We start from the raw sequence: 21,468 nt of genomic DNA, 5'->3' as shown, positions 1-21,468 counted from the left end.
GCGTACGACCGCCTCGCCCGTGCGCCGTCTCACCGCCCGCGGACCCGCTCCGCCCCCGCGACCCGCTCCGCGAGGAAGTCCTCCCAGGTCCGCCGCCCGAGGTCGGCCCCGTCGAGGACCAGATTGTCCTCCGCCCGGTACGCCCGGCCCACTTTGCCCGGGACCCGGAACGGCAACGTCGGCCGCCGCGTCGGCCGGCCGACGCGCGCCTGGAGGTAGCCGCGGCTCAGCTCGGCGAGCCCGTACAGCTTGGGCCCGGCCAGGTCGGCGACCCGGCCGGCCGGGTCGCCGAGCGTCAGCTCCACAAGACGCTCGGCCACATCACGCGCGTCGACCGGCTGTAGCCGCACCCCGCCGGGCGCGAGGACCACCGGCAGTTTCGCCAGGGCGCGCGTCACGTAGAGGACCAGGTCGTGGAACTGCGCCGCCCGCAGCGTCGTCCACGGCAGCCCGGAATCCTCCACGGCCCCCTCCGCGCCCAGCTTGGCTCTGAAGTAACCGAGCGGCATCAGGTCCGCGCCGATGACCGAGATGCAGACCAGGTGCCGTACGCCCGCGCGCGACGCGGCCCGCACCAGATTCCGGGTCGCCCGGTCGTCCCCCTTGGCGGCGCCCGCGAGATGCAGCACGATCTCGGCGCCGTCCACCGCTGACTCGATCCCCTCACCCTTGAGCAGGTCGGCGGTGACGTACTCGACGCCGTCCTTCGGATCGCGGCCGTGCCGGCTGAGCACCCGTACGTCGTTGCCGGTGCCGGCGAGCAGCGGCGTGACAACGCGCCCGAGGGTGCCCGTACCGCCCGTGACCAGGATCGATGACGTCATGGCTTCTCCAAGCTCTCGGACCGGGAGTCTCCCGGTCACATCGGCGGGGTTGAGAGGGTCTACTTCAGTGACACCGGGCGAACGGGGAATGTGACCGATGGACGAGCGCACGCGGCTTCTGGGGCGTTTCGAGGAGGACCGGGCCCGGCTGCGCGCGGTGGCCTACCGGATGCTCGGCTCCGCGAGCGAGGCCGACGACGCGGTCCAGGAGACCTGGCTGCGCCTCGACCGCGCCGACACCCGTGAGGTCGAGAATCTGCGCGGGTGGCTGACCACGGTGGTGGCGCGGGTGTGTCTGAACATGCTGCGTACGCGCGCCTCGCGGCGCGAGGAACCGCTCGACGCGCCGGACCGCGCACCGATCGGCGTACCCACCGGCGTACCGATCGGCGAACCGGACACCGGCGGGCGCGGCGACAGGCGTGACCCCGAGGAAGAGGCGCTGCTCGCCGACTCGGTCGGGCTGGCCCTGCTGGTCGTTCTCGACACGCCGGCGCCGGCCGAGCGGCTGGCCTTCGTACTGCACGACTTGTTCGCGGTGCCGTTCGACGAGATCGCCCCGATGATCGAGCGCACCCCGGCGGCGGCGCGTCAACTCGGCGGGTCCGACGCGCGGGCCGATCACACTCCGTGGCGCCCAGAACGTGGGCAAGGGCGCGTCCATGGCCGGGGAACGGGTCAGGTTCACGGGGCCCGCCCTGGTCAACGGCTCGCCGGGGCTGGTGATGGCGCCGGGCGGTCGGCTGTACCTGGTTCTCGCGTTCACGATCGCGGCCGGCAGGGTCACGGAGATCGACATCATCGCGGACGCGGAGCGTCTGGCGGGGGTGGAGGTGGCGGTGCTCGACGCGTGAGGCCGGGTGGCTGGGCGGCAGGAGACGGGTGACCGGGGTGACCCCTGGGTCATTACGGGCATATCGTTGTTAGTGGGGCAGGCCTCGCTCCGGCGGCATCGGGAGGTCATCATGGTCGAGGGACTGGTCATAGCGGTCGTAGCGATCGTCTGCGTATGCGGGATCTACGCGATGTCGGCGGCCCGGGTCGTCAAGCAGTACGAGCGAGGCGTGGTCTTCCGCCTGGGCCGACTGCGAGAGGGCATCCGGAAGCCCGGATTCACGCTGATCGTCCCGTTCGTGGACAGGCTGCACAAGATCAACATGCAGATCGTGACGATGCCCGTCCCCGCGCAGGACGGCATCACGCGAGACAACGTGACCGTGCGTGTGGACGCGGTCATCTACTTCAAGGTGGTCGACGCGGCGGACGCGCTGATCCGGGTCGAGGACTACCGGTTCGCGGTCTCGCAGATGGCGCAGACATCGCTGCGGTCGATCATCGGTAAGAGCGATCTGGACGATCTGCTCTCGAACCGCGAGAAGCTGAACCAGGGTCTGGAGCTGATGATCGACAGCCCGTCGGTGGGCTGGGGCGTGCAGATCGACCGGGTCGAGATCAAGGACGTGTCGTTGCCGGAGACCATGAAGCGGTCCATGGCGCGCCAGGCCGAGGCGGACCGTGAGCGCCGCGCCCGGGTGATCAACGCGGACGCGGAGCTCCAGGCGTCGAAGAAGCTCGCGGAGGCGGCCCAGCAGATGGCCGGACAGCCTGCCGCGCTTCAACTGCGGTTGCTGCAGACGGTGGTGGCGGTCGCGGCTGAGAAGAACTCCACGCTCGTGCTGCCCTTCCCGGTCGAACTGCTCCGCTTCCTGGAACGCGCGACACCGGCCGAGAAGGAACAGGCGGTGCGGGCGGTGTCGGACGCGGTGAAGAGGACGCCGATGCCCCAAGCGATGGAAGGCAAGAAGGAATTCAAGGACGAGAAGGAAGACCAAAAGGAGTTGGAGAGGAAGGAAGAGAGGACCCACGCCTCCGTCGGTCCGGGAGATATGGGCGGAGACCGCCGAGCCGGACGATGAGGAAGCCGTGTTCGGCGGCTCGCCCGGCCGAGATCCGCCCGTACTCCGCGTAACGGCCGCCGAGGCCGGGCGGATGCTTCCCGCCGCCTCCCGAACGGCCTTGATTCCGCTGATCCTTGGGGACCCGCGAGGTGACTAAGAGACCCTGATGGCCGGGTTCGGATCGCTGCGCAGCATCAGCGGCTGAGCGGCTGAGGGGCGTTGTTCAGAGACGGCGTGCGGCCCACACCGTTCGCTCGGTACGGACCGTCAGGTCGTCGCGGCGCAGGATGCTGTGGGGGCCGGCGGTGTCGAGCAACTGGTCGAGTGCGGTGAGGTCTTCCGCCGCCAACTCCTCGGCGACACCGCCGCGGAGACGGGTCAGGCTGCTGAGCGCGTAACGGCCGACGGCCTCGGTGTGGGGCGGGCCCAGGTCGACGGTGATGGTGCGTTCGCCCTCGACGGTGAAGCCGGCGGCGGTCAGCTTGGGACCCCAGTCGGCGCCGCGGTGGGGCAGGTGCTCGGTGTGGTGGCGGTCGATCGCGGCGTGGCAGCGTTCTTCGAGACCGGGGCGGTCCGCCGGGGCGTCCTCGGGCAGGAAGCGCGGGAAGCCGGCCAGTTCGACGACCGCGAACAGCCCGCCGGGCGCGAGCAGGTCGTGGACCTGGCGGAGGGCGCGGTCGGGGTCGGCCATGTGGTGCATGGAGGCCGACGCCCAGACCAGTTCGGGCGCGCCCAGCACGGGCCAGGCCCCGTCGAGGTCGGCCTCGACGGTCCGTACCCGATCGGCGAGACCGGCCGCCTCGGCCTTGTGCCGCAGTCGGTGCAGATGGCTGGTCGATGAGTCGACGGCGATGACGTGGGCGCCCGGGAAGCGCTTGAGCAGGGCGAGGGCGCCGGCGCCGGTCCCGCTGCCGAGATCCACGATGTGGCGGGGGCCCGCCTTGACGGGGAGCCAGTCGGTGATGGAGGCGATGTGTTCGGCGAGTACCTCGGCGTCCAGGTCGAGGATCTCCGACTGGTCGTCGGGGTTGTGGCCCGCTCCGTGGTCGTGGGCGTGGGCCGCGTGCGGGGAGGTGTCTGTCATGGCGCCCACGCTATGGGGATCATGAGCGTGCGGCCGGGTCGCTTTCCGGAAGAGCAAGATGCTGGTGCTCGGCCTGCTCGCCGCGCAAGAAGCGACGCGAGGAAGCGAAGAGGCGAGGGAGCTGGCCTACGGGCCTGGGCCCGAGGTCAGGGCGACAAGCTTTTCTCGTACCCGGTCCTGTCCCCGCCGCCGCCGTCGTCGCCGCGCTGATGCCCCCGGCGCGCGTCACGGTCGAAGATGCCGAGGATGTCGCACGGCCCGCCTTCGGCGCCGAGGGCGTGCGGCAGCATCGTGGGGAACTCGGCGGCCTGGTTGGTCTCCACCCGGAAGCGCCGGTTCCCCAGGAGCAGGACCGCCGTGCCGGAGAGCACGACGAGCCATTCGCGGCCCGGGTGGGCGCGCATCCGGGAAGGGCTGTCGGGCGGCGGGGCCGTCAGGCGCAGCCGTACGACACTCATGCCCGGGTCCGCCCGGACCGCCCAGCGCATCTGCTGGTGCGCGGCGTCGATCGTCGGGCTGGAGATGACGTCGTCCGCCGCCGTCTCGACGAGCTGGTCGAGCGTGGTGTCCAGGGCGCGGGCGAGGGTGACGAGCTGGTCCAGGGCGAGGCGGCGCTGACCGTTCTCGATCCGGCTGAGCGTGGAGGGGCTGAGCCGGGCGCGGCCGGCCAGCTCGTCCAGGGACCAGCCCTGCGCCATGCGCAGAGCGCGGATCCGTTTGCGTACCAGGCTGTCGAGATCGCCATCATCTTGCGTCATAGGCAACATGCTATGCCTCGTACGCAAAACCTGCTTACTGTCGGCCGTACCGGGCCCGCTCGGGCCCCGCTCACCGCGAGGAGAGGTACGCACATGCCGCTCAGGACTTCTGACGACGCGATCAACGCACTCGACCCCCGCTCCGACTCCGGCTCCGACTCCGGCCCCGACTCCCGCGAGACCGTCGACGCCGTGGTGATCGGCGGCGGAGCCGCAGGCCTGAACGGCGCGTTGATGCTCGCCCGCTCCCGCCGCTCCGTCGTCGTGATCGACAGCGGCGCGCCCCGCAACGCGCCCGCCGAGGGCGTGCACGGCCTGCTCGGTCTGGAGGGCGTCCCGCCGGCGGAGCTGCTGCGCCGGGGACGCGAGGAGGTACGCGGCTACGGCGGCAGCGTGCTGTCCGGCGAGGTGGTCTCCGCCGTCCCGGCCACCCCCTCCGCCGACGGCGATCCGCGCTTCACCGTCACGCTGGCCGACGGCGGCACCCTGCGGGCGCGCCGGCTGCTGGTCGCCACCGGTCTGCGCGACGTACTCCCCGATGTCCCCGGACTGGCCCGGCACTGGGGGCGCGGCGTCGTGCACTGCCCGTACTGCCACGGCTGGGAGGTACGCGACGAGCCCATCGGCGTCCTGGCCACCGGCCCGGCCTCCGTCCACCACGCCCTGCTCTTCCGGCAGTTGACCGATGACCTGGTCTACTTCACCCGCGGCACCGACCTGGACGAGGAGACCCGCGCGCGCTTCGCCGCCCGTGGCATCCGGGTCGTCGACGCCCCGGTGGCGGCGGTCGAGTCCACGGAGTCCGCCCGGTCCGCCCGGTCCGCCGGGTCCGCCGGGTCCACCGGGTCCAGGGACGACGGCGGGATCGCGGGCGTGCGGCTGACCGACGGGCATGTCGTGGCCCGCCGCGTTCTCGCTGTGGCGACGAGCATGCGGGTCCGCACCGAGGGCCTGGCCGGTCTCAACCTCCCGACGCAGGACCTGCCCGGCGGCATGGGCCACCACTTCGTCACCGGTACGGCCGGCACCACGCAGGTCCGGGGCGTATGGGTGGCCGGCAATGCCACCGACCCGACCGCCCAGGTCGGTGCGTCCGCCGCGGCGGGCGCGCTGGCCGGCGCGCACATCAACGCCGACCTGGCCACCGCCGATACCGACGCGGCGCTCGCCCTCGTGAACGCCTGAACGCGTGAACTCCTCAGCGCCTGAACGCCCGAGCGTGCCCGCCCTTGTGAACTCTCAGGTGCGTTCTTCGCGGGTGGCGCGCTTCGGCGCCGCCCGCACGTGCGCCCGTTCCCCCTGCTTTCCGATGAGGCTGAGGAACTCGACGGGCCCGGAGCCGGTCACTCCGAACCAGTGCGGGGTACGGGTGTCGAACTCCGCCGCCTCGCCGGGCCTGAGTACGAGATCGTGCTCGCCGAGGACCAGGCGGAGCGTGCCGTTGAGGACGTAGATCCAGTCATGGCCCTCGTGCGTACGCAGGACGGGCTCGACGTCGCCTCCCGGTGCCGGGGCGGGCAGCACGAACTTGTACGCCTGGATGCCGCCCGGCCTGCGGGTCAGCGGCAGCACGGTCGATCCGTCCTTGCAGGCGATGGGCCGCAGATTGATCCGGGGGTTGCCGGTACGGGGCGCGTCGACGAGCTCGTCGATCGTGACGCCGTAGACACGGGCGAGCGGCAGGAGCTGTTCGAGCGTGGGGCGCCGGAGCCCGGCCTCCAGCCTCGACAGGGTGCTGACCGAGATGCCGGTGGCCTCCCCGAGGTGGGTCAGCGTGATGTCCCGGCCGAGGCGCAACTGCTTCAGGCGGGGACCGACGGCATCGAGGGTGCGGTCAACTTCCGCGGCATCCGTTTCTGCGTCATCCATGCGCGCCAGTCTGCCGCCGTTTTGCCGATCGGCAAACAACTTTGCACATCTGGCGGGTGACTCTCCACGATCGTCCCCGCCCCTTCCTTCCACGTAGATCTGAAAGGCCCCGCCCCATGAGCACGAACCGGCCGAGTACGGACGAGCCGAGTACGGACCAGCCCGCGCAGGCGGTGAACGCCGTAACCGCCGCTCCCGACACGGAGATTCAGGACCCGCGCCGGCGCCGCGCGATCCTCATCACGGTCTGCATCGCCCTGATGGCCGTCATCGCCTCGGTGTCCGGCCTCAACGTCGCCCAGCCGGACATGGCTGTCGCGTTCGACGCCTCCCAGAGCTCGATCCTGTGGATCATCAACAGCTACACCCTCAGCCTGGCCGCCCTACTGCTGCCGCTCGGCGCGGTCGGCGACCGCTGGGGCCGTAGGCCCGTACTGCTCATCGGTCTGACCGTCTTCGGTGTCGCCGGTGCGGCGGCCGGACTCGCCACGACGACCGAGGTCATGATCGCCGCACGCGTCCTGAGCGGTGTGGGCGCGGCGATGATCATGCCCGTCACCCTCGCCGTCATCACCTCCACCTTCCCGGAGGGAGAACGCGGGCGGGCGATCGGTGTGTGGACCGGTGTCGCCGGCGGTGGCGGCATCCTGGGCATGTTCCTGTCGGCCGCCCTTGTGGACGTGGCGAGTTGGCGGTGGCTCTTCGTGCTCCCCGTGGCGCTCGTGCTCGTCGCCGGTGTCCTGACGGTGCGGTTCGTACCCGACTCGCGCGAGGCATCGAAGCACACCTTCGACACGGTCGGCGCGCTGACCTCGGTGCTCGCCGTGGTCGGGCTCATCTTCGTCCTCCAGGAAGGACCCGAACGGGGCTGGACCGCCCCTGTGACGCTCCTGAGCCTGCTGGTCGGCGTCCTCGCCGCCGCCGGCTTCGTGGCGTGGGAACTTCGCCGGCACGCACCGCTCCTCGATGTCCGCCTCTTCCGCGAACGGGGCCTGGCCAGTGGGTCCGTGGCGCTGCTCGCGGTCTTCGGCGTCCAGGCCGGGATCTTCGTGGTGCTCTTCCCCTTCCTCCAGGCCGTACTCGGCTGGTCCGGCCTGCGGTCCACGCTGGCGCTCATGCCGATGGCCGTACTGATGATGGCGACCTCCGGCCTCGCACCGCGCCTGGCCGAACGCGTCGGCAGCCGCTCGACCATGGCCCTCGGAATCCTGCTGGGCGGCGCGGGCCTTGCCCTCATGGCGACCCTCGTCTCCGTGGACGGCGGATACCTCTCCGTACTGCCCGGCATGCTCGCCATGGGAATCGGCATGGGCCTGACGATGACCCCGGCCACCGAGGCCATCACCGGCGCCCTGCCCCGGGAACGCCAGGGCGTCGCGTCCGCGCTCAACGACGTCACGCGGGAGTTCGGCACGGCACTCGGCGTCGCCCTCCTCGGAGCGCTCCTGTCGTCCGGCTACCGGGGCGCCATCGACAGTCAACTCGCCGCCGTACCCGAGGAAACGGCCGATACGGCGCGCGAGGGCATCGCCAACGCCCTGGAAGCCGCCGACAGTTCCGGCCCGCACGCGGAGGCGCTGATCCGGGCGGCCCGGGACTCGTTCGTCGACGGCTGGCAACAGGCGATGTGGGCGGGCGTCGTGGTCATGGCTCTCCTGCTCGTCTACATCCTCGCCCGAGGCCCTCAACGCCGGTCGCCGCGCTGAGAATCCCGCCCGCACCCCCCGGGCGACCCTCAGACTTCGGCGTATGCGCAGCTACCAATCCCTCTTCCGCACGCCGGAGTTCACACCCTTTCTGCTCTCCTTCGCCGCGCTCGCCGCCGCCCAGACGATCGCAGGTCTGGCTCTTGGCACTCTGGTCTTCCGTGCCACCGGGTCCCCGTTCCTGTCGGCGGTGAGCATGTTCGGGCCGCAGCTGGCGCAGTTGCTGGGGGCCACGTTCCTGCTCTCGGGCGCCGACCGGCTGCCCCCGCGCGCGATCCTGTCCGGCATCGCCCTCGCCTTCGCGGCGGGTACGGCGATCCTGGCGCTGCCCGGCCTGCCCCTCTGGGCGGTCTTCGCCGTCCTGCTCGGGCAGGGCCTGGTGGCGTCGCTGGGCGGGGGCGTGCGCGGGGGACTGCTGAACGAGATCCTCACCAAGGACGGCTATGTGCTCGGCCGTTCGGTGTACAACATGCTCTGGGGCCTGACACAGATGGCCGGTTTCGCGACGGGCGGCGTACTGCTTGCGCTCCTGTCCCCACGGACCTGTCTGCTCCTCGCGGCGGCGCTGTACCTGGCGTCGGCCCTGGTCACCCGCCTCGGTCTCACGGCCCGGCCACCACGCGCCTCCGGCCGCCCGTCCGTCACGGCGACGTGGCGCACCAACGCCCTCCTGTGGTCCTCCCGCCCCCGCCGCCTCACCTACCTCGGCCTGTGGGTCCCCAACGGTCTGGTGATCGGTGGCGATTCGCTCTACGTCTCCTACGCCCCCGAAGCCGCCGGCACCCTCTACGCGTGCGGCGCGCTGGGCATGTTCCTGGGCGACCTGACGGTGGGCCGCTTCGTACCACCCGCACTGCGCCCCCGTCTCACGACCCCGCTGCGCCTGCTGCTGGCGGTTCCCTACCTGTTCTTCGTCCTGCGCCCGGGAGTCGCGCTGTCGGCGGTGGCCGTCACGGCCGCCCCCATCGGCTTCGCGGCAAGCCTGACCCTCCAGGAACGCCTGCTGTCCCTCACCCCCACCCACCTCACGGGCCAGGCCCTCGGCCTGCACGCCACGGGCACGGCCGCCATGCAGGGCACCGCCGCACTCCTCGCCGGCACCCTGGCCCAACTGACGTCCCCGGCAACGGCGATAACCCTGATGGCAACGGGATCACTCACGGCGACCCTGACCCTCGCGACCCTCGCCAGACCCAAGGAAAGGACCGCCCCGGCGAAACCCGCGCCCACGGACTCCTAGCCCGCAGGCCTGCGGCCGTGTCGGGTGGAACACTTTTGCAAGCGGGTGCTTGCAAAAGTTAGCAAGTGTGGGCACCCTGGAGGCATGGCATCACTCAACGTCGGAAATCTCGGTGAGTACCTCCGCGAGCAGCGGCGCAACGCGCAGCTGTCGTTGCGGCAGCTCTCCGAGGCCGCCGGGGTGTCCAATCCGTATCTCAGCCAGATCGAACGCGGTCTGCGCAAGCCCAGCGCGGACATCCTGCAGCAGCTCGCCAAGGCGCTGCGGATCTCCGCCGAGACGCTGTACGTGCAGGCCGGGATGCTCGATGAGCGGGAGCGTGAGGAGCTGGAGACGCGTGCCGTCATCCTCGCCGACCCGTCCATAGACGAGCGGCAGAAGCAGGTGCTTCTGCAGATCTACGAGTCCTTCCGTAAGGAGAACGGGCTCGGCAGCGGGAACACGGAAGCGAAGGCGACCGCGGGACCGGCCGGTAAGGGCGCCGGTACCGGTGACGGGGACGCCGACGGGGATACGCCCGGTACCGCCGGCGGCGGTGCCGACACCCCACCCTCACACTGATCCGGAGGACCACAGTCATGGCAATCGCCGATGACCTGCGCAAGACGTTCAGCGACCCGACCCCCCTCTACTTCGCGGCCGGTACGGCGGATCTCGCCGTCGAGCAGGCCAAGAAGGTTCCCGGGCTGATCGAGCAGCTGCGCGCGGAGGCCCCGGGCCGTATCGACGCGGTGCGCAACGCCGACCCCAAGCGGGTCCAGGACAAGGTCGCCTCGCAGGCGAAGGAAGCGCAGACGACCGTTCAGTCCAAGGTCAACGAGGTGCTCGGGTCGCTCGACACCGACCTGAAGAAGCTCGGCGAGACCGCTCAGGACCTGGCGCTGCGGAGCGTCGGTGTGGCCGCGGAGTACGCGGTCAAGGCCCGTGAGACGTACGAGAAGGTCGCCGAGCGCGGCGAGCAGTCGGTACGGAGCTGGCGCGGCGACGCCGCGGACGGGGTGGCGGAGATCGCCGTCGCCGTCGAGCCCCGGTCCGGCGCGAAGCAGGCGACCCGGCCCGCCGCGGCCAAGCCGGCCGCCGCCAAGCCCGCTGCCGCCAAGCCCGCCGCGGCGAAGACCGCGCCCGCCAAGGCCTCGGTCAAGAACGAGACCAAGGCCAAGCCGGAGGCCAAGGCCGCCGGTGCGAAGCCCGCCGCGCGGAAGACCGGCGCCGGCAGCGGTACCACCGCCAACGCCGCCGTCCGCAAGCCCGCCGCGCCCGCGAAGAAGCCCACACCTCCCGCGAGCAAGTAGGCGAACACTCGCCAAGCGGAGAGCTACAGAGACGGACCGGGCACCACAGGGGTGTCCGGTCCGTTGTACGGGTACCTTGGCGGCACAGGATGGGGACAGAAAGGGGCGGTGGGTAACGTGTTGATGGCCGGCTTCGACGGGCTCGTGGCGATGTTGAGTATCCCGCTCAGCGTGTTCAGCGTCTTCGCGCTGGTCGACGCGTTCATCCGGCGTGAGGACGCGTTCCGCGCGGCCGACAAGCAGACAAAGCCGTTCTGGCTGATCATTCTCTCGATCGCCCTTGTGGTGAGCCTGATCTTCCCGATCCTCAGCTTCCTGCCGATCATCGGGCTGATCGCGGTCATCGTGTACTTCGTCGATGTGCGCCCCGCGATCAAGCAGGCCGGCGGCGGGGGCGGCAGCCGACGGGGCGGTTCCAGCAGCGACGGGCCGTACGGGCCGTACAACGGCGGTCGCTGAGCCGGGCAGGACCGGGCCACAACCGGACCGGGTCGGACAGCGCCGATACCCACCGGGCGGAGCGGGGCGGCCGTCCCGCTCAGACCGTGACCGGCGCCGCCTCCGGCACCTGCTCCGCCGCGCGCACGCGGTCCAGCAGCAGCACGGCCACGTCGTCCGTCAGCTCGCCGCCGTTCAGCTCGCGCACCTGAGCCACCGCGGCCTCCAGCAGTTCCTCGCCGCTCAGCCCCCGCGCCAGCTGGGCGGTGATCATCTCGACCATGCCCTCCTGGCCGAGCCGCTGCTTCGTATCCGCCCCGACGCGGCCCTCTATCAACCCGTCCGTATACATCATCAGGCTCCACGCCTCGCCCAGCTCGACCTCGCGGCGCTGCCAGCTCGCGCGCGGGAGCAGGCCGAGCGCGGGGCCGCCCTCGTCGTACGGCAGCAGCTCAGGCGCCCTGCCGTCGCGGACGACCAGCGGCGACGGATGGCCCGCCAGACAGAGCCCCGCCCGCCGTCCGTCCGGCGCGATGTCGATCGTGCACAGCGTCGCGAAGATCTCCTCGCTCTCCCGCTCGTGCTCCAGGACCTTCTGGAGCGTGGCGAGCAGTACGTCCCCGCTGAGCCCGGCGAAGGTCAGCGCCCGCCAGGCGATCCGGAGCTCCACGCCCAGCGCGGCCTCGTCCGGGCCGTGGCCGCAGACGTCGCCGATCATCACATGGACCGTGCCGTCAGGCGTACGGACCGTGTCGTAGAAGTCGCCGCCCAGCAGCGCTCGGGAGCGGCCCGGCCGATATCGGGAGGCGAAGCGCAGATTCGAGCCCTGGAGGAGCGGGGTGGGCAGCAGTCCGCGCTCCAGCCGGGCGTTCTCCTGGGCCCGCAGCCGGGACTCGGTGAGCTGGCGTTGAGCGACATCCGCGCGCTTGCGTTCGACGGCGTACCGGATCGCGCGGCTGAGCAGCCGGCTGTCGAGCTCGTCGCGGAAGAGATAGTCCTGCGCGCCCACGCGCACGGCCGCCGCGGCGCGCTCGCTGTCCCCCTCGGCCGCCAGCGCCAGAACGGCGTGGCGGGGCGCGAGCCGCAGCACATGCTTGAGCGGCGCGAGGCCGTCCAGGTCGTCGTCGCCCCGGCCCGGCAGGGCGAGGTCCACGAGGATGCACTGGATGTCGTCGGTGAGCAGCCGCTCGGCCTCGGTGAGGTTGCGCGCGGTACGGATACGGACCCGGGTGCCGGCCGCGTCGGGCAGTTCAGGCGCGTTGAAGGTGCCCGCGGGATCGTCCTCGATCACCAGGAGCGTGAGGTCGCCTCCCGCGCCGGAGGTCTCCGGGGCGGGCGCACTCTCGACTGTCGAGCCGGTGCGCTGTCGCGGCACCGGTACAGGTACGGCCATCGGTCTGTGAGTCCTTCCCTCCCCCCGAGGGCGCGGTGGAACGACGATCGACGCCCCACCGACCGGGACCCTAGCGCTAGCCGACCTCCGAAAGGAATGGCGTACGGAACGCCGTACGGAGAAGATCCCGCGCCATATGCCGCTTCCCACCACGCATCCGGCACGATCGGCCCATTCGGGGGGCCCGAAACGGCCATGACAAACATCACGTGGGAGGGGAGGCGGGAGGAGGTGAGAGGGACAAGGGGGGTGAGCAGGGGCGAAAGGGATGCGAGGGGTGTACAGGACCTCGCGGGCCCGCGCCCACCCGGAACAGGGCGCCCGCGAACCCCTCCTACTTGTCCGGCCTCACGACCCCGAGGATCAGCATCGAGCCCGCCCCCGTCAGCGTCACATGCCGCCCCGGCCGCGGCGCGTGGACGATCGAGCCGTCGCCCACGTACATCCCCACATGGCTCGCGTCCTCGTGGTAGATGATCAGGTCGCCCGGCCGCATGTCCGCGACCGGGACGCGGGGGAGCAGCCGCCACTGCTCCTGCGAGGTACGCGGAATGACCTTGCCGGCCGCCTTCCACGCCTCGGAGGTCAGCCCCGAGCAGTCGAACGACCCCGGGCCCTCGGCGCCCCACACGTACGGCTTGCCGATCTGCGCCGTCGCGTACGCGATCGCCGCCTTGCCCTGGGGGCTCGCCTTGCCGTTGATGTCCTTGAGCGTGCCCGAACCCAGCCAGGCCGCCTGCGCCTTGGCCGCTTCCTGCTGTTCCAGCATCAGCAGACGGTCGCGCTCCTCCTTCTCCAGCCCCGCCTCGATCTTCTTGGCGGCCTTGATCTGCCGGCTGATCTCCTTTTTCGCCTTCGCCTGCTTGAGCCGGTTCGCTTCGAGCTTGGTCCACTTGACGCCGGCCTTTTTTGTGTACGCCGTCAAGTCGTCCTGCGCCTTGGTCATTTGACCGAGGAGGTCCCTCGTCGCCTTCTGGCCGCGCTGGACCCGGCCGGCTCCGTCCAGGAAGAGCTGCGGGTCGTCGGTGAGCAACAGCTGGGCCTCGGGCGGCAGTCCGCCCGCGCGGTACTGGGCGCGGGCCGCGGCGCCCGCCTGGCGCTTGAGCCTGTCGATCCTGACCTGGCCGTCGACGATCCGGCTGGCCAGCCTGACCAGTTCGGCCGACTGGTTGTCGGCGCGCGCCTCGGCGAGGTTGTACGCGTCGGTGGCCGACGCGGCCTTGCTGTAGAGCCCGTCGATCTTCCTGCGCGTCGCTTCGAGCTTCGAGTCGTCCGCGCCCGTCACCTTGTCCTCCGCTCCCGGCGGCAGGGACCGGTCGAACGGCCGGGGCGCGACCGGCGGATCGCTCGGCGACGCGGGGAGCGCGGGGGAGTTGGGAAGCGCGGGGGATGCCGGAGCCGTCGGCGACGCCGGAGCCGCGTACGCCTGGTTCAGCAACGCCGGTGACGTGAGCACCGACAGAGCGCAGACGACGGTGATCGCGGCTGTGACACAGCGGCGTCGGTTCACGAGCTCCCCCTATCTGATTTACTGTCAGTAACTGTTCTCCGCCGACGTGATCGTGCCACGCCGACCCCCGGAACGACAGAGGGCACTTTCGGCCGACAGTCGAATCCAGGGCGTGCCCTACCCGTGAGGGACGAACAGCCCGCCCCTCACGTTCCCTTGAACGCATCCGTTTCGCCAGAGTTCGGCTTCAGCGCCGCCCATTCCACCGTTACTTCACCCTGCCGCCATCTGCTCCGCCCGCCACCCGCCGCCGGGCCGGCCAGCGGCCAGTCCGCCGACAGATCCTCCACGGCCCTGAGCCACCTCTGCCGCGCGCCCAGCGAGGCGTACGGGGCCGCCGCCGCCCACGCCCGGTCGAAGTCCCGCAGGAACGCGTGCACCGGTTCCCCCGGCACATTGCGGTGGATCAACGCCTTCGGCAGCCGCTCCGCCAGATCCGAAGGACGGTCGAGCGAACCGAGCCGGGTCGCGAAGGTGACCGTGCGCGGGCCCTCCTTACCGAGGGCGACCCACACATGGCGCCGCCCGATCTCGTCGCACGTCCCCTCCACCAGCAGCCCGCCCGGTGCGAGCCGCGCGCGGAGCCGGGTCCAGACCTCGGCGACCTCGCTCTCCTCGTACTGCCGCAGGACGTTCGCCGCCCGGATCAGCAGCGGGCCCCGGCCGGCGCCGGTCCCTTGCTGTTCGGCATCCGGCAGCGGGATCTCGAAGCCGCCGTGCACGAAGCTGAGCCCGTCCTCCTCGTAAGGAAGCGCCGCCGCGACCCGCGCGGGATCGATCTCGACGCCCACCACCTCGGTACGCGGCTCGGCCGCGCGCAGCCGCCGCAGCAACTCGACCGCGGTCCAGGGCGCGGCGCCGTATCCGAGGTCGACTGCTACGGGGTCGGCCGAGCGGCGCAGTACGGGTCCGTGTACGGCGGCGATCCAGCGGTCCATACGGCGCAGCCGGTTCGGGTTGGTCGTACCGCGCGTGACCGTGCCCACGGGACGGCGGGGCGAGGAGGGCTGGCGCGCGGACATGCGCGTGAGCCTAACGACCCGGCGACGCACCAGGACCCCACGAGGCACCCGGCCCCGCACGCGGGTGTCCGCTACCCCCGCCGATGGTTGAGCCGCCGAGCTAACGATTGGGCAAAGCCGGAAATGAACCGGGCCCGCTCCGGTGTTACGCGCCCATAGAGGGTCCCCCATGCCCTCTCCTAGTCATGCTCCGAGCGAGAGGCCGTCGACGTGAGCCAGTACGTGTCCAGGCTTGCCGGCACCCTGGTGTCACCACCCCGGCTCCGGATTCCCGGCCAGCCCCGCAAACCGCGGCGCGTCGCCATGCTCAGCGTCCACACCTCCCCGCTGCACCAGCCGGGGACGGGCGACGCGGGCGGCATGAACGTCTACATCGTCGAGCTGGCCAAGCGCCTCGCGGCCATCAACGTCGAGGTCGAGATCTTCACGCGCTCGACGCTCGGCGGGCTTCCCCCGAGCGTCGAGCTGGCGCCGGGCGTGCTCGTACGGCACGTGGACGCCGGTCCGTACGAAGGGCTGGCCAAGGAGGAGCTGCCCGCGCAGCTGTGCGCGTTCACGCACGGCGTGATGCAGGCATGGGCGGGCCAGCGCGCCGGCTACTACGACCTCGTCCACTCCCACTACTGGCTCTCAGGCCAGGTCGGCTGGCTCGCCGCCGAGCGCTGGCGTACGCCCCTCGTCCACGCCATGCACACCATGGCCAAGGTCAAGAACGCCGCGCTCGCCGAGGGGGACACCCCCGAGCCGACGGCCCGTGTCATCGGCGAGACGCAGATCGTGCGCGCCGCCGACCGGCTGATCGCGAACACCTCGGAGGAGGCCGACGAACTCGTCCGCTTCTACGAGGCCGCTCCCGGCAAGGTCGCGGTCGTCCACCCCGGCGTGAATCTGGATCTCTTCCGCCCCGCCGACGGCCGGGCGGCGGCGCGCGCCCGGCTCGGGCTGCCGCAGGACGCGTTCGTCCCGCTCTTCGCCGGCCGTATCCAGCCGCTCAAGGCGCCCGACGTCCTGCTGCGCGCCGTGGCCGTCCTGCTGGACCGCGATCCCACCCTCCGTAGGAGGCTGGTCGTTCCGGTCGTGGGCGGCCCGAGCGGCAGCGGTCTGGCGAGGCCGGAGGGGCTGCACAAGCTCGCGGCCAGGCTCGGTATCGCCGATGTCGTACGGTTCTGTCCGCCGGTCGGCCAGGAGACGCTCGCCGACTGGTTCCGCGCGGCGTCCGTGCTGGTCATGCCGTCGTACAGCGAGTCCTTCGGCCTGGTCGCCATCGAGGCGCAGGCGACGGGGACCCCGGTGGTCGCGGCCGCGGTGGGCGGGCTTCCCGTCGCGGTACGGGGCGGGAAGACCGGCTTTCTGATCCCCGGGCACGAGCCGGAGGCGTACGCCCAGGCGCTCGCCCGCTACATCGACCGGCCCGAGCTGGTGGAGCGGATGGGGGAGGCGGCCTCGCGGCACGCCCAGTCCTTCGGCTGGGACACGGCGGCGTCGGCGACTGCGGACGTCTACACGGCCGCGATGCATGATCACCACGGTCGCGTACGCTCGGATCATGGCTGACGAAGCGCGAGCGGACGCGAGCGGAAGCACCGACGCGAGCACTGATGCGATCGGAAGCAATGCGAGCGGAAGCACCGACGTAAGCACCAACGCGAGCGGCAGCAACGCGAGCGCGAGCACCGACGAGACCGCCCGAGCCACCCGCCTCGTCGAGCGCGGCCTGAAGTCCGCGGCCCTCGACTCCGGCCTGGCGTGGGAGAGTCCCGAGCCGGGCTCCTTCGTCGTCACGCTCCCCGGCACCCGCAAGCTCTCCACGACCTGCTCCCTGCGCGTCGGCCGGCACTCCCTCTCCGTCAACGCCTTCGTGATCCGTCACCCGGACGAGAATGAGCAGGGCGTCCACCGCTGGCTGCTGGAGCGCAACCTCAAGCTGTACGGGGTGGCGTACGCGGTCGACCGGCTCGGCGACATCTACCTCTCCGGCAGGCTGCCGCTCTCCGCCGTCACCGACGACGAGGTGGACCGGCTGCTCGGGTCCGTACTCGAAGAGGCCGACGGCTCCTTCAACACGCTGCTGGAGCTGGGGTTCGCGAGCGCGATCCGCAAGGAGTACGCGTGGCGGGTGTCCCGTGGTGAGTCCACGAGGAATCTCGACGCCTTCGCGCATCTGACGCGGGAGCCGAGCCCGCCCCGGCCGACCGGCTGAGTCTCCCCCGCCCCGGATCCGGCCATACCCGCATTCGGCCCTCCCGGGGTCGCCCGTCGGCCCGCGCCCGCCCAGGATCGTCCTGACGGCGACAGCGACGGCGACAGCGACAGCACACGGGCCGGACATACGGGACGGGCTGATGGACCACGACGCGGAGCACCATGACCACCGGGAGCGCCCCGCGGAGCACTCCGGGCGTGTGGAGCACCCCGGACGTCTGGACCGTCGGCATTTTCTGGGGGCCGCCGCGGCAGGGGCCGCCGGCATCGCCATGGGGGCGGCGGCCGGCTGTGACTCCTCGGCCCCCGGGGGCCAGGAGGCCGCGCCCGAGCGCACCGGTGCCGGTGCCGACTCGACGGACGCCGCTGCCGCCGCCGAGCGGGCGCTGCCCGGCAGTCCCGACTGGCGCATCCGGTCCGTGGGGCCGCCCGACGCGATCGAGGGGTACACCGACAAGGTGAGCGTGGAGCCGGACGACGAGTTCGGGCTGTGCGTCTCGACCACCGCACGCGGCTTCCGGGTCTCGGCCTACCGGGTCGGCTGGTACGGCGGCGCCCAGGCCCGGCTGGTCTGGCGCTCCGACCGGGTGGCGGGCCGCGTCCAGCGCGACCCGCGCCTGGACACCTTCACCGACACTGTGCGGGCGGACTGGGACCGTACCCTCGCCGTCCGCGCCGACGGCTGGCCCGAGGGCGCGTATCTGCTGCGGCTGGACGCCGAGAACGCACACCAGCGGTATGTTCCGCTGATCGTCCGCTCGGCGAGCGCCACCGGCCGGACGGTACTGATGCACGCGCCCGCGACCTGGCAGGCGTACAACCTGTGGGGCGGCTACTCCCTCTACGAGGGCAAGGACGGCGCGTACGGAACCCGTTCGCTGGCCGTCAGCTTCGACCGGCCGTACGACAAGAACGGGGCCGAGAAGTTCCTGGTCTACGAACGCGCGGTCGTGGTCCTCGCCGAACGCCTCGGCATCCCGCTGGCGTACACGACCGGCGTGGACGTCCATCTCGCCCCGTCGTCGCTGCGCGGCGCCTCGTCGGTGGTCTCGCTCGGACACGACGAGTACTGGACCCCCGAGCAGCGGAAGCATGTCACCCGGGCCCGCGACACCGGCACCAACGTGGTCTTTCTCGGTGCCAACACCTGCTACCGCCGGATCCGGCTGGAACGGGAGAACGGCAAGGGGCCCATCCGTACGGTCGTCTGCTTCAAGTCCGACTTCCAGAACGATCCGCATCTCGTCGAGCACCGCACCATGGTGACCACCGACTTCCGGGCGCCCCCGGCCGCCGACCCGGAGTCCTCCCTGACCGGCGTCCTGTACGAGGGTTTCCCCACGGACGCCCCCTACGTCGTCCACGGCGCGGACCACTGGATCTTCGAGGGGACCGGAGTGAAGCGCGGCGACTCCTTCGACCACCTGGTCGGCGTGGAGTACGACCGGGTGACCCCGGGGCAGCCCACGCCGTCGCCGCTGGAGATCGTCGCCCACTCCCCGCTGGTGTGCAAAGGCAACGACAGCCACGCGGACTCCGTGTACTACACCGTTCCCAGCGGCGCGGGCGTCTTCGCCTCCGGGACGATGCGCTGGGTCGAAGGCCTCATGGCGGGGACCCGGGAGAACGGCAGCGACCACGGGATGGACGCGCGGACCGGCGCCTTCGTCACGCGCACGACGGAGAACGTGTTCCGCGCCTTCGCGGCGGGCCCGGCCGGGCGGAGCAAGCCGGCGCCGAAGGACAACGTACGGAGCGTGTACGGGCACGAGGCGACGGAGAACGGGTCCCCGACGCCGGTGACTTGAGCTGTCTCACAGCGGTTCGGGCGCCTCGCTCGGCACGACGCGCTCCGCGACGGGTGCCTCGTGCTCCGCCACAGGGTTCGCAGCCGGATTCTCCGTCAGTGGTCCCTCGCAGTCCCCCGACCCCGACCCCAACCTCCTCATCAGCAGCCAGTACCCGCCCGCCGCCACCGTCCCCAGCACCGCACACGCGGCCCACAGCCAGTCGGCGCCGTACTGGTCGATCAGGAAGCCGGACATCAGTGGTGCGATCAGCCCGGCCACCGACCACGACATCGTGTACATGCCCTGGTAGCGGCCCCGCCCGTGGACCGGTGACAGCCGGACCACGAGGCTGGTCTGCGTCGGGGCGTTGATGATCTCCGCCATGGTCCACACGGACACCGCCAGCGCGTAGACCGCCAGCGACCCCGCGAAGGCCGTCAGCCCGAAGCCGTACCCCGCGAGCGCCGAGGAGAGGATCAACAGCCCACGGGTGTCCCGGTGTTCGATGAACCGGGTGACCGGGATCTGGAGCGCCACGATCAGCACACCGTTGAACGCGATGATCATCCCGAAGTCGGAGCTGCTGAACCCGTCCGTGCCCATCGCGACCGGCAGCCCCACGAACCCCTGCTGGAAGATCAGCGCCACGATGAACGACAGCACCACCACGCTCATGAAGCGGCCGTCCCGCAGGACCGTCCGCATCCCGGTCTCCGGCCCGCTCTTCCCGTCCGCCTCGGCGAGTTCGGGCCGGGACTCGGGCAGCTTGAGGAAGATCACCACGGCGCAGGCCAGCGTCATCGCCGCCTCCCCGAGGAATCCGGCGAGATAGCTGAACTCGGCGATGAAGCCCGCCGCGACCGACGAGATCGCGAACCCCATGTTGATCGCCCAGTAGTTGAGCGAGAAGGCGCGTACCCGGTCCTCGGGCTTCACGATGTCCGCCATCATCGCCTGGACGGCGGGGCGCGAGGCGTTGGAGGTCATGCCGACGAGGAACGCGACGGCGGCGATGGCCGCGGGATCGTGCATGAAGCCGAGCAGCGCCACCGAAGCGGCCGTCGACAACTGCGCGATCAGCAGCGTGGGCCGTCGCCCGAGCCGGTCGGTGAGCACGCCGGCGCCGACGGAGGAGATGACTCCGCCGAGTCCATGGAGCGAGGCGACGAGACCGGCGTACGACGCCGAGTAGCCGCGCTCCAGGGTGAGATACAGCGCCATGAAGGTGGCCACGAAGGCGCCGAGCCGGTTGACCAGCGTGCTCGTCCACAGCCACCAGAACTCCCGGGGCAGCCCCGAGACGCTCTTTCTGATGCTCTCGCCCGTGGCGCGTCTCAGTCCGGCTATGGACATGCGTCGTTCCCCCCGAGGGACGGCGGGCCGGTCCGTGCGGACCGGCGCTGGCGGAGTAAGTGGCCGAGTGGTCAACCGCAACTTACGTATGGGCGTCGCGGAGCCGCCAGTCAATTGACGGCAGGCGTCAATCGGGCCCGTTCGATTAGGCTCGGCCCCATGGCCGACGCACCGTACAAGTTGATCCTCCTCCGCCACGGCGAGAGCGAATGGAACGCGAAGAACCTGTTCACCGGCTGGGTGGACGTGAACCTCACGGAAAAGGGCGAGAAGGAGGCCGTACGCGGCGGTGAGCTGCTGAAGGACGCCGGTCTGCTGCCCGACGTCCTGCACACCTCGCTGCAGAGGCGCGCGATCCGCACCGCCACGCTGGCGCTGGAGTCCGCCGACCGCTCCTGGATCCCCGTCCGCCGCTCCTGGCGCCTGAACGAGCGGCACTACGGCGCGCTCCAGGGCAAGGACAAGGCGCAGACGCTCGCGGAGTTCGGCGAGGAGCAGTTCATGCTCTGGCGCCGCTCGTACGACACCCCGCCGCCGGAGCTGGAGGACGGCACCGAGTTCTCGCAGAGCGACGACCCCCGCTACGCGACGATCCCGCCGGAGCTGCGCCCGCGCACCGAGTGCCTGAAGGACGTCGTGGTCCGCATGCTGCCGTACTGGTACGACGGCATCGTCCCGGACCTGCTGACGGGCCGTACGGTCCTGGTCGCCGCCCACGGCAACAGCCTGCGCGCGCTGGTGAAGCACCTGGACGGCATCTCGGACGCGGACATCGCCGGCCTCAACATCCCCACGGGCATCCCGCTCTCCTACGACCTGGACGCGGACTTCCACCCCCTGAAGCCGGGCGGCACCTACCTGGACCCGGACGCGGCGGCGGCGGCGATCGAGGCCGTGAAGAACCAGGGCAAGAAGAAGTAGCCCTCAAGGAAGGGCACTTGGGGTCATGTATTGCAGGGCCCGGTCCGGGTGGAGGTTCCACCACCGGACCGGGCCCTAGGGGGTGTCTTCAAAGTCCCGCCTGGCCCGCGACGCCTGGCACGCGCGCTCGCGGCGTTGTCGGAGTCGCTCAAGTACGTCCAGTACGAG

Annotated in this window: 19 protein-coding genes and 1 pseudogene; 12 read left to right on the top strand and 8 right to left on the bottom strand. The window is 71.2% G+C overall.

The genetic code is table 11. The features are described 5' to 3' along the window. Window positions 1-29: 29 nt before the first annotated feature. Window positions 30-824, bottom strand: coding sequence for an SDR family oxidoreductase (locus tag ACFWV8_RS25590; RefSeq protein ID WP_384207774.1), 795 nt, complete (start codon window positions 822-824; stop codon window positions 30-32). Window positions 825-921: 97 nt separating this feature from the next. Here ACFWV8_RS25590 and ACFWV8_RS25585 point away from each other — a divergent pair. After that, window positions 922-1,678, top strand: a pseudogene (locus ACFWV8_RS25585) (sigma-70 family RNA polymerase sigma factor). Window positions 1,679-1,789: 111 nt separating this feature from the next. Then, complete coding sequence (locus ACFWV8_RS25580) at window positions 1,790-2,740, top strand: slipin family protein (RefSeq protein WP_384207771.1); 951 nt, start codon at window positions 1,790-1,792, stop codon at window positions 2,738-2,740. A gap of 205 nt (window positions 2,741-2,945) precedes the next feature. On the opposite strand, the gene ACFWV8_RS25575 is transcribed toward ACFWV8_RS25580, so the two are convergent. Further along, entirely contained in the window at window positions 2,946-3,806 is an 861-nt protein-coding gene (locus tag ACFWV8_RS25575; protein WP_384207768.1) for a class I SAM-dependent methyltransferase, read from the bottom strand. A gap of 146 nt (window positions 3,807-3,952) precedes the next feature. Next, window positions 3,953-4,564 carry a helix-turn-helix domain-containing protein gene (locus tag ACFWV8_RS25570; protein ID WP_384207765.1) on the bottom strand — a complete coding sequence of 204 codons (612 nt, stop codon included), beginning with the start codon at window positions 4,562-4,564 and terminating at the stop codon, window positions 3,953-3,955. A gap of 93 nt (window positions 4,565-4,657) precedes the next feature. Between ACFWV8_RS25570 and ACFWV8_RS25565 the strand changes: the two genes are divergently transcribed. Beyond that, entirely contained in the window at window positions 4,658-5,749 is a 1,092-nt protein-coding gene (locus ACFWV8_RS25565) for an NAD(P)/FAD-dependent oxidoreductase (protein ID WP_384207763.1), read from the top strand. A 54-nt stretch (window positions 5,750-5,803) separates the two neighbouring features. On the opposite strand, the gene ACFWV8_RS25560 is transcribed toward ACFWV8_RS25565, so the two are convergent. Then, entirely contained in the window at window positions 5,804-6,433 is a 630-nt protein-coding gene (locus ACFWV8_RS25560) for a helix-turn-helix domain-containing protein (RefSeq protein WP_384207760.1), read from the bottom strand. Window positions 6,434-6,549: 116 nt separating this feature from the next. Here ACFWV8_RS25560 and ACFWV8_RS25555 point away from each other — a divergent pair, with 116 nt between their 5' ends. From ACFWV8_RS25555 to ACFWV8_RS25535, 5 genes are all read left to right on the top strand, one after another. Next, window positions 6,550-8,139: an MFS transporter gene (locus tag ACFWV8_RS25555; RefSeq protein WP_384207757.1), complete on the top strand. Its 1,590-nt coding sequence runs from the start codon at window positions 6,550-6,552 to the stop codon at window positions 8,137-8,139. Between the two features lie 43 nt (window positions 8,140-8,182). After that, the gene (locus tag ACFWV8_RS25550) at window positions 8,183-9,379 is read left to right on the top strand and encodes an MFS transporter (RefSeq protein WP_384207754.1); all 1,197 of its coding nucleotides are present in this window, start codon (window positions 8,183-8,185) and stop codon (window positions 9,377-9,379) included. Between the two features lie 84 nt (window positions 9,380-9,463). Next, complete coding sequence (locus tag ACFWV8_RS25545) at window positions 9,464-9,940, top strand: helix-turn-helix transcriptional regulator (RefSeq protein ID WP_329385954.1); 477 nt, start codon at window positions 9,464-9,466, stop codon at window positions 9,938-9,940. 17 nt (window positions 9,941-9,957) lie between these two features. After that, window positions 9,958-10,671, top strand: a complete 714-nt coding sequence (locus ACFWV8_RS25540; protein WP_329385956.1) for a hypothetical protein — start codon at window positions 9,958-9,960, stop codon at window positions 10,669-10,671. A 123-nt stretch (window positions 10,672-10,794) separates the two neighbouring features. Next, window positions 10,795-11,130 (top strand): DUF2516 family protein, encoded by a 336-nt coding sequence (locus tag ACFWV8_RS25535; RefSeq protein ID WP_329392372.1) that lies wholly within the window; start codon window positions 10,795-10,797, stop codon window positions 11,128-11,130. 79 nt (window positions 11,131-11,209) lie between these two features. On the opposite strand, the gene ACFWV8_RS25530 is transcribed toward ACFWV8_RS25535, so the two are convergent. The 3 genes from ACFWV8_RS25530 to ACFWV8_RS25520 all read right to left on the bottom strand — a co-directional run bounded on the left by ACFWV8_RS25530 (window position 11,210) and on the right by ACFWV8_RS25520 (window position 15,034). Then, the gene (locus ACFWV8_RS25530; RefSeq protein ID WP_384207749.1) at window positions 11,210-12,502 is read right to left on the bottom strand and encodes a PP2C family protein-serine/threonine phosphatase; all 1,293 of its coding nucleotides are present in this window, start codon (window positions 12,500-12,502) and stop codon (window positions 11,210-11,212) included. 334 nt (window positions 12,503-12,836) lie between these two features. Then, complete coding sequence (locus tag ACFWV8_RS25525) at window positions 12,837-14,012, bottom strand: NlpC/P60 family protein (RefSeq protein WP_384207746.1); 1,176 nt, start codon at window positions 14,010-14,012, stop codon at window positions 12,837-12,839. A gap of 146 nt (window positions 14,013-14,158) precedes the next feature. Beyond that, a complete protein-coding gene (locus ACFWV8_RS25520) occupies window positions 14,159-15,034 on the bottom strand; it encodes a class I SAM-dependent methyltransferase (protein WP_384207743.1) in 876 nt (291 codons plus the stop codon). 210 nt (window positions 15,035-15,244) lie between these two features. Between ACFWV8_RS25520 and mshA the strand changes: the two genes are divergently transcribed. From mshA to ACFWV8_RS25505, 3 genes are all read left to right on the top strand, one after another. Then, on the top strand, window positions 15,245-16,588 hold the full coding sequence (mshA, locus tag ACFWV8_RS25515) for a D-inositol-3-phosphate glycosyltransferase (protein WP_384207737.1): 1,344 nt from the start codon (window positions 15,245-15,247) through the stop codon (window positions 16,586-16,588). Continuing rightward, window positions 16,581-17,234 (top strand): YbjN domain-containing protein, encoded by a 654-nt coding sequence (locus ACFWV8_RS25510; protein ID WP_384207729.1) that lies wholly within the window; start codon window positions 16,581-16,583, stop codon window positions 17,232-17,234. The genes mshA and ACFWV8_RS25510 overlap by 8 nt, the downstream gene beginning before the upstream one ends. Before the next feature lie 142 nt (window positions 17,235-17,376). Beyond that, window positions 17,377-19,044, top strand: a complete 1,668-nt coding sequence (locus ACFWV8_RS25505) for a N,N-dimethylformamidase beta subunit family domain-containing protein (RefSeq protein WP_384207725.1) — start codon at window positions 17,377-17,379, stop codon at window positions 19,042-19,044. Window positions 19,045-19,050: 6 nt separating this feature from the next. On the opposite strand, the gene ACFWV8_RS25500 is transcribed toward ACFWV8_RS25505, so the two are convergent. Next, window positions 19,051-20,379, bottom strand: coding sequence for an MDR family MFS transporter (locus tag ACFWV8_RS25500; RefSeq protein ID WP_384207718.1), 1,329 nt, complete (start codon window positions 20,377-20,379; stop codon window positions 19,051-19,053). Between the two features lie 159 nt (window positions 20,380-20,538). Here ACFWV8_RS25500 and ACFWV8_RS25495 point away from each other — a divergent pair, with 159 nt between their 5' ends. Next, complete coding sequence (locus ACFWV8_RS25495; protein WP_384207713.1) at window positions 20,539-21,300, top strand: phosphoglyceromutase; 762 nt, start codon at window positions 20,539-20,541, stop codon at window positions 21,298-21,300. The last annotated feature ends 168 nt before the right edge of the window (window positions 21,301-21,468 follow it).

The organism is Streptomyces sp. NPDC058665, from assembly GCF_042714995.1.
Taxonomy (GTDB): Bacteria; Actinomycetota; Actinomycetes; order Streptomycetales; family Streptomycetaceae; genus Streptomyces.
The sequence above is the reverse complement of the archived record's forward strand: the minus strand, read 5'-3'. Positions and strand labels throughout refer to the sequence as shown.

Coding starts and splice junctions, on each gene's coding strand:
- ACFWV8_RS25590 (WP_384207774.1), bottom strand. CDS start 824: ATGACGTCATCGATCCTGGTCACGGGCGGTACGGGCACCCTCGGGCGC.
- ACFWV8_RS25580 (WP_384207771.1), top strand. CDS start 1,790: ATGGTCGAGGGACTGGTCATAGCGGTCGTAGCGATCGTCTGCGTATGC.
- ACFWV8_RS25575 (WP_384207768.1), bottom strand. CDS start 3,806: ATGACAGACACCTCCCCGCACGCGGCCCACGCCCACGACCACGGAGCG.
- ACFWV8_RS25570 (WP_384207765.1), bottom strand. CDS start 4,564: ATGACGCAAGATGATGGCGATCTCGACAGCCTGGTACGCAAACGGATC.
- ACFWV8_RS25565 (WP_384207763.1), top strand. CDS start 4,658: ATGCCGCTCAGGACTTCTGACGACGCGATCAACGCACTCGACCCCCGC.
- ACFWV8_RS25560 (WP_384207760.1), bottom strand. CDS start 6,433: ATGGATGACGCAGAAACGGATGCCGCGGAAGTTGACCGCACCCTCGAT.
- ACFWV8_RS25555 (WP_384207757.1), top strand. CDS start 6,550: ATGAGCACGAACCGGCCGAGTACGGACGAGCCGAGTACGGACCAGCCC.
- ACFWV8_RS25550 (WP_384207754.1), top strand. CDS start 8,183: ATGCGCAGCTACCAATCCCTCTTCCGCACGCCGGAGTTCACACCCTTT.
- ACFWV8_RS25545 (WP_329385954.1), top strand. CDS start 9,464: ATGGCATCACTCAACGTCGGAAATCTCGGTGAGTACCTCCGCGAGCAG.
- ACFWV8_RS25540 (WP_329385956.1), top strand. CDS start 9,958: ATGGCAATCGCCGATGACCTGCGCAAGACGTTCAGCGACCCGACCCCC.
- ACFWV8_RS25535 (WP_329392372.1), top strand. CDS start 10,795: ATGGCCGGCTTCGACGGGCTCGTGGCGATGTTGAGTATCCCGCTCAGC.
- ACFWV8_RS25530 (WP_384207749.1), bottom strand. CDS start 12,502: ATGGCCGTACCTGTACCGGTGCCGCGACAGCGCACCGGCTCGACAGTC.
- ACFWV8_RS25520 (WP_384207743.1), bottom strand. CDS start 15,034: ATGTCCGCGCGCCAGCCCTCCTCGCCCCGCCGTCCCGTGGGCACGGTC.
- ACFWV8_RS25510 (WP_384207729.1), top strand. CDS start 16,581: ATGGCTGACGAAGCGCGAGCGGACGCGAGCGGAAGCACCGACGCGAGC.
- ACFWV8_RS25505 (WP_384207725.1), top strand. CDS start 17,377: ATGGACCACGACGCGGAGCACCATGACCACCGGGAGCGCCCCGCGGAG.
- ACFWV8_RS25500 (WP_384207718.1), bottom strand. CDS start 20,379: ATGTCCATAGCCGGACTGAGACGCGCCACGGGCGAGAGCATCAGAAAG.
- ACFWV8_RS25495 (WP_384207713.1), top strand. CDS start 20,539: ATGGCCGACGCACCGTACAAGTTGATCCTCCTCCGCCACGGCGAGAGC.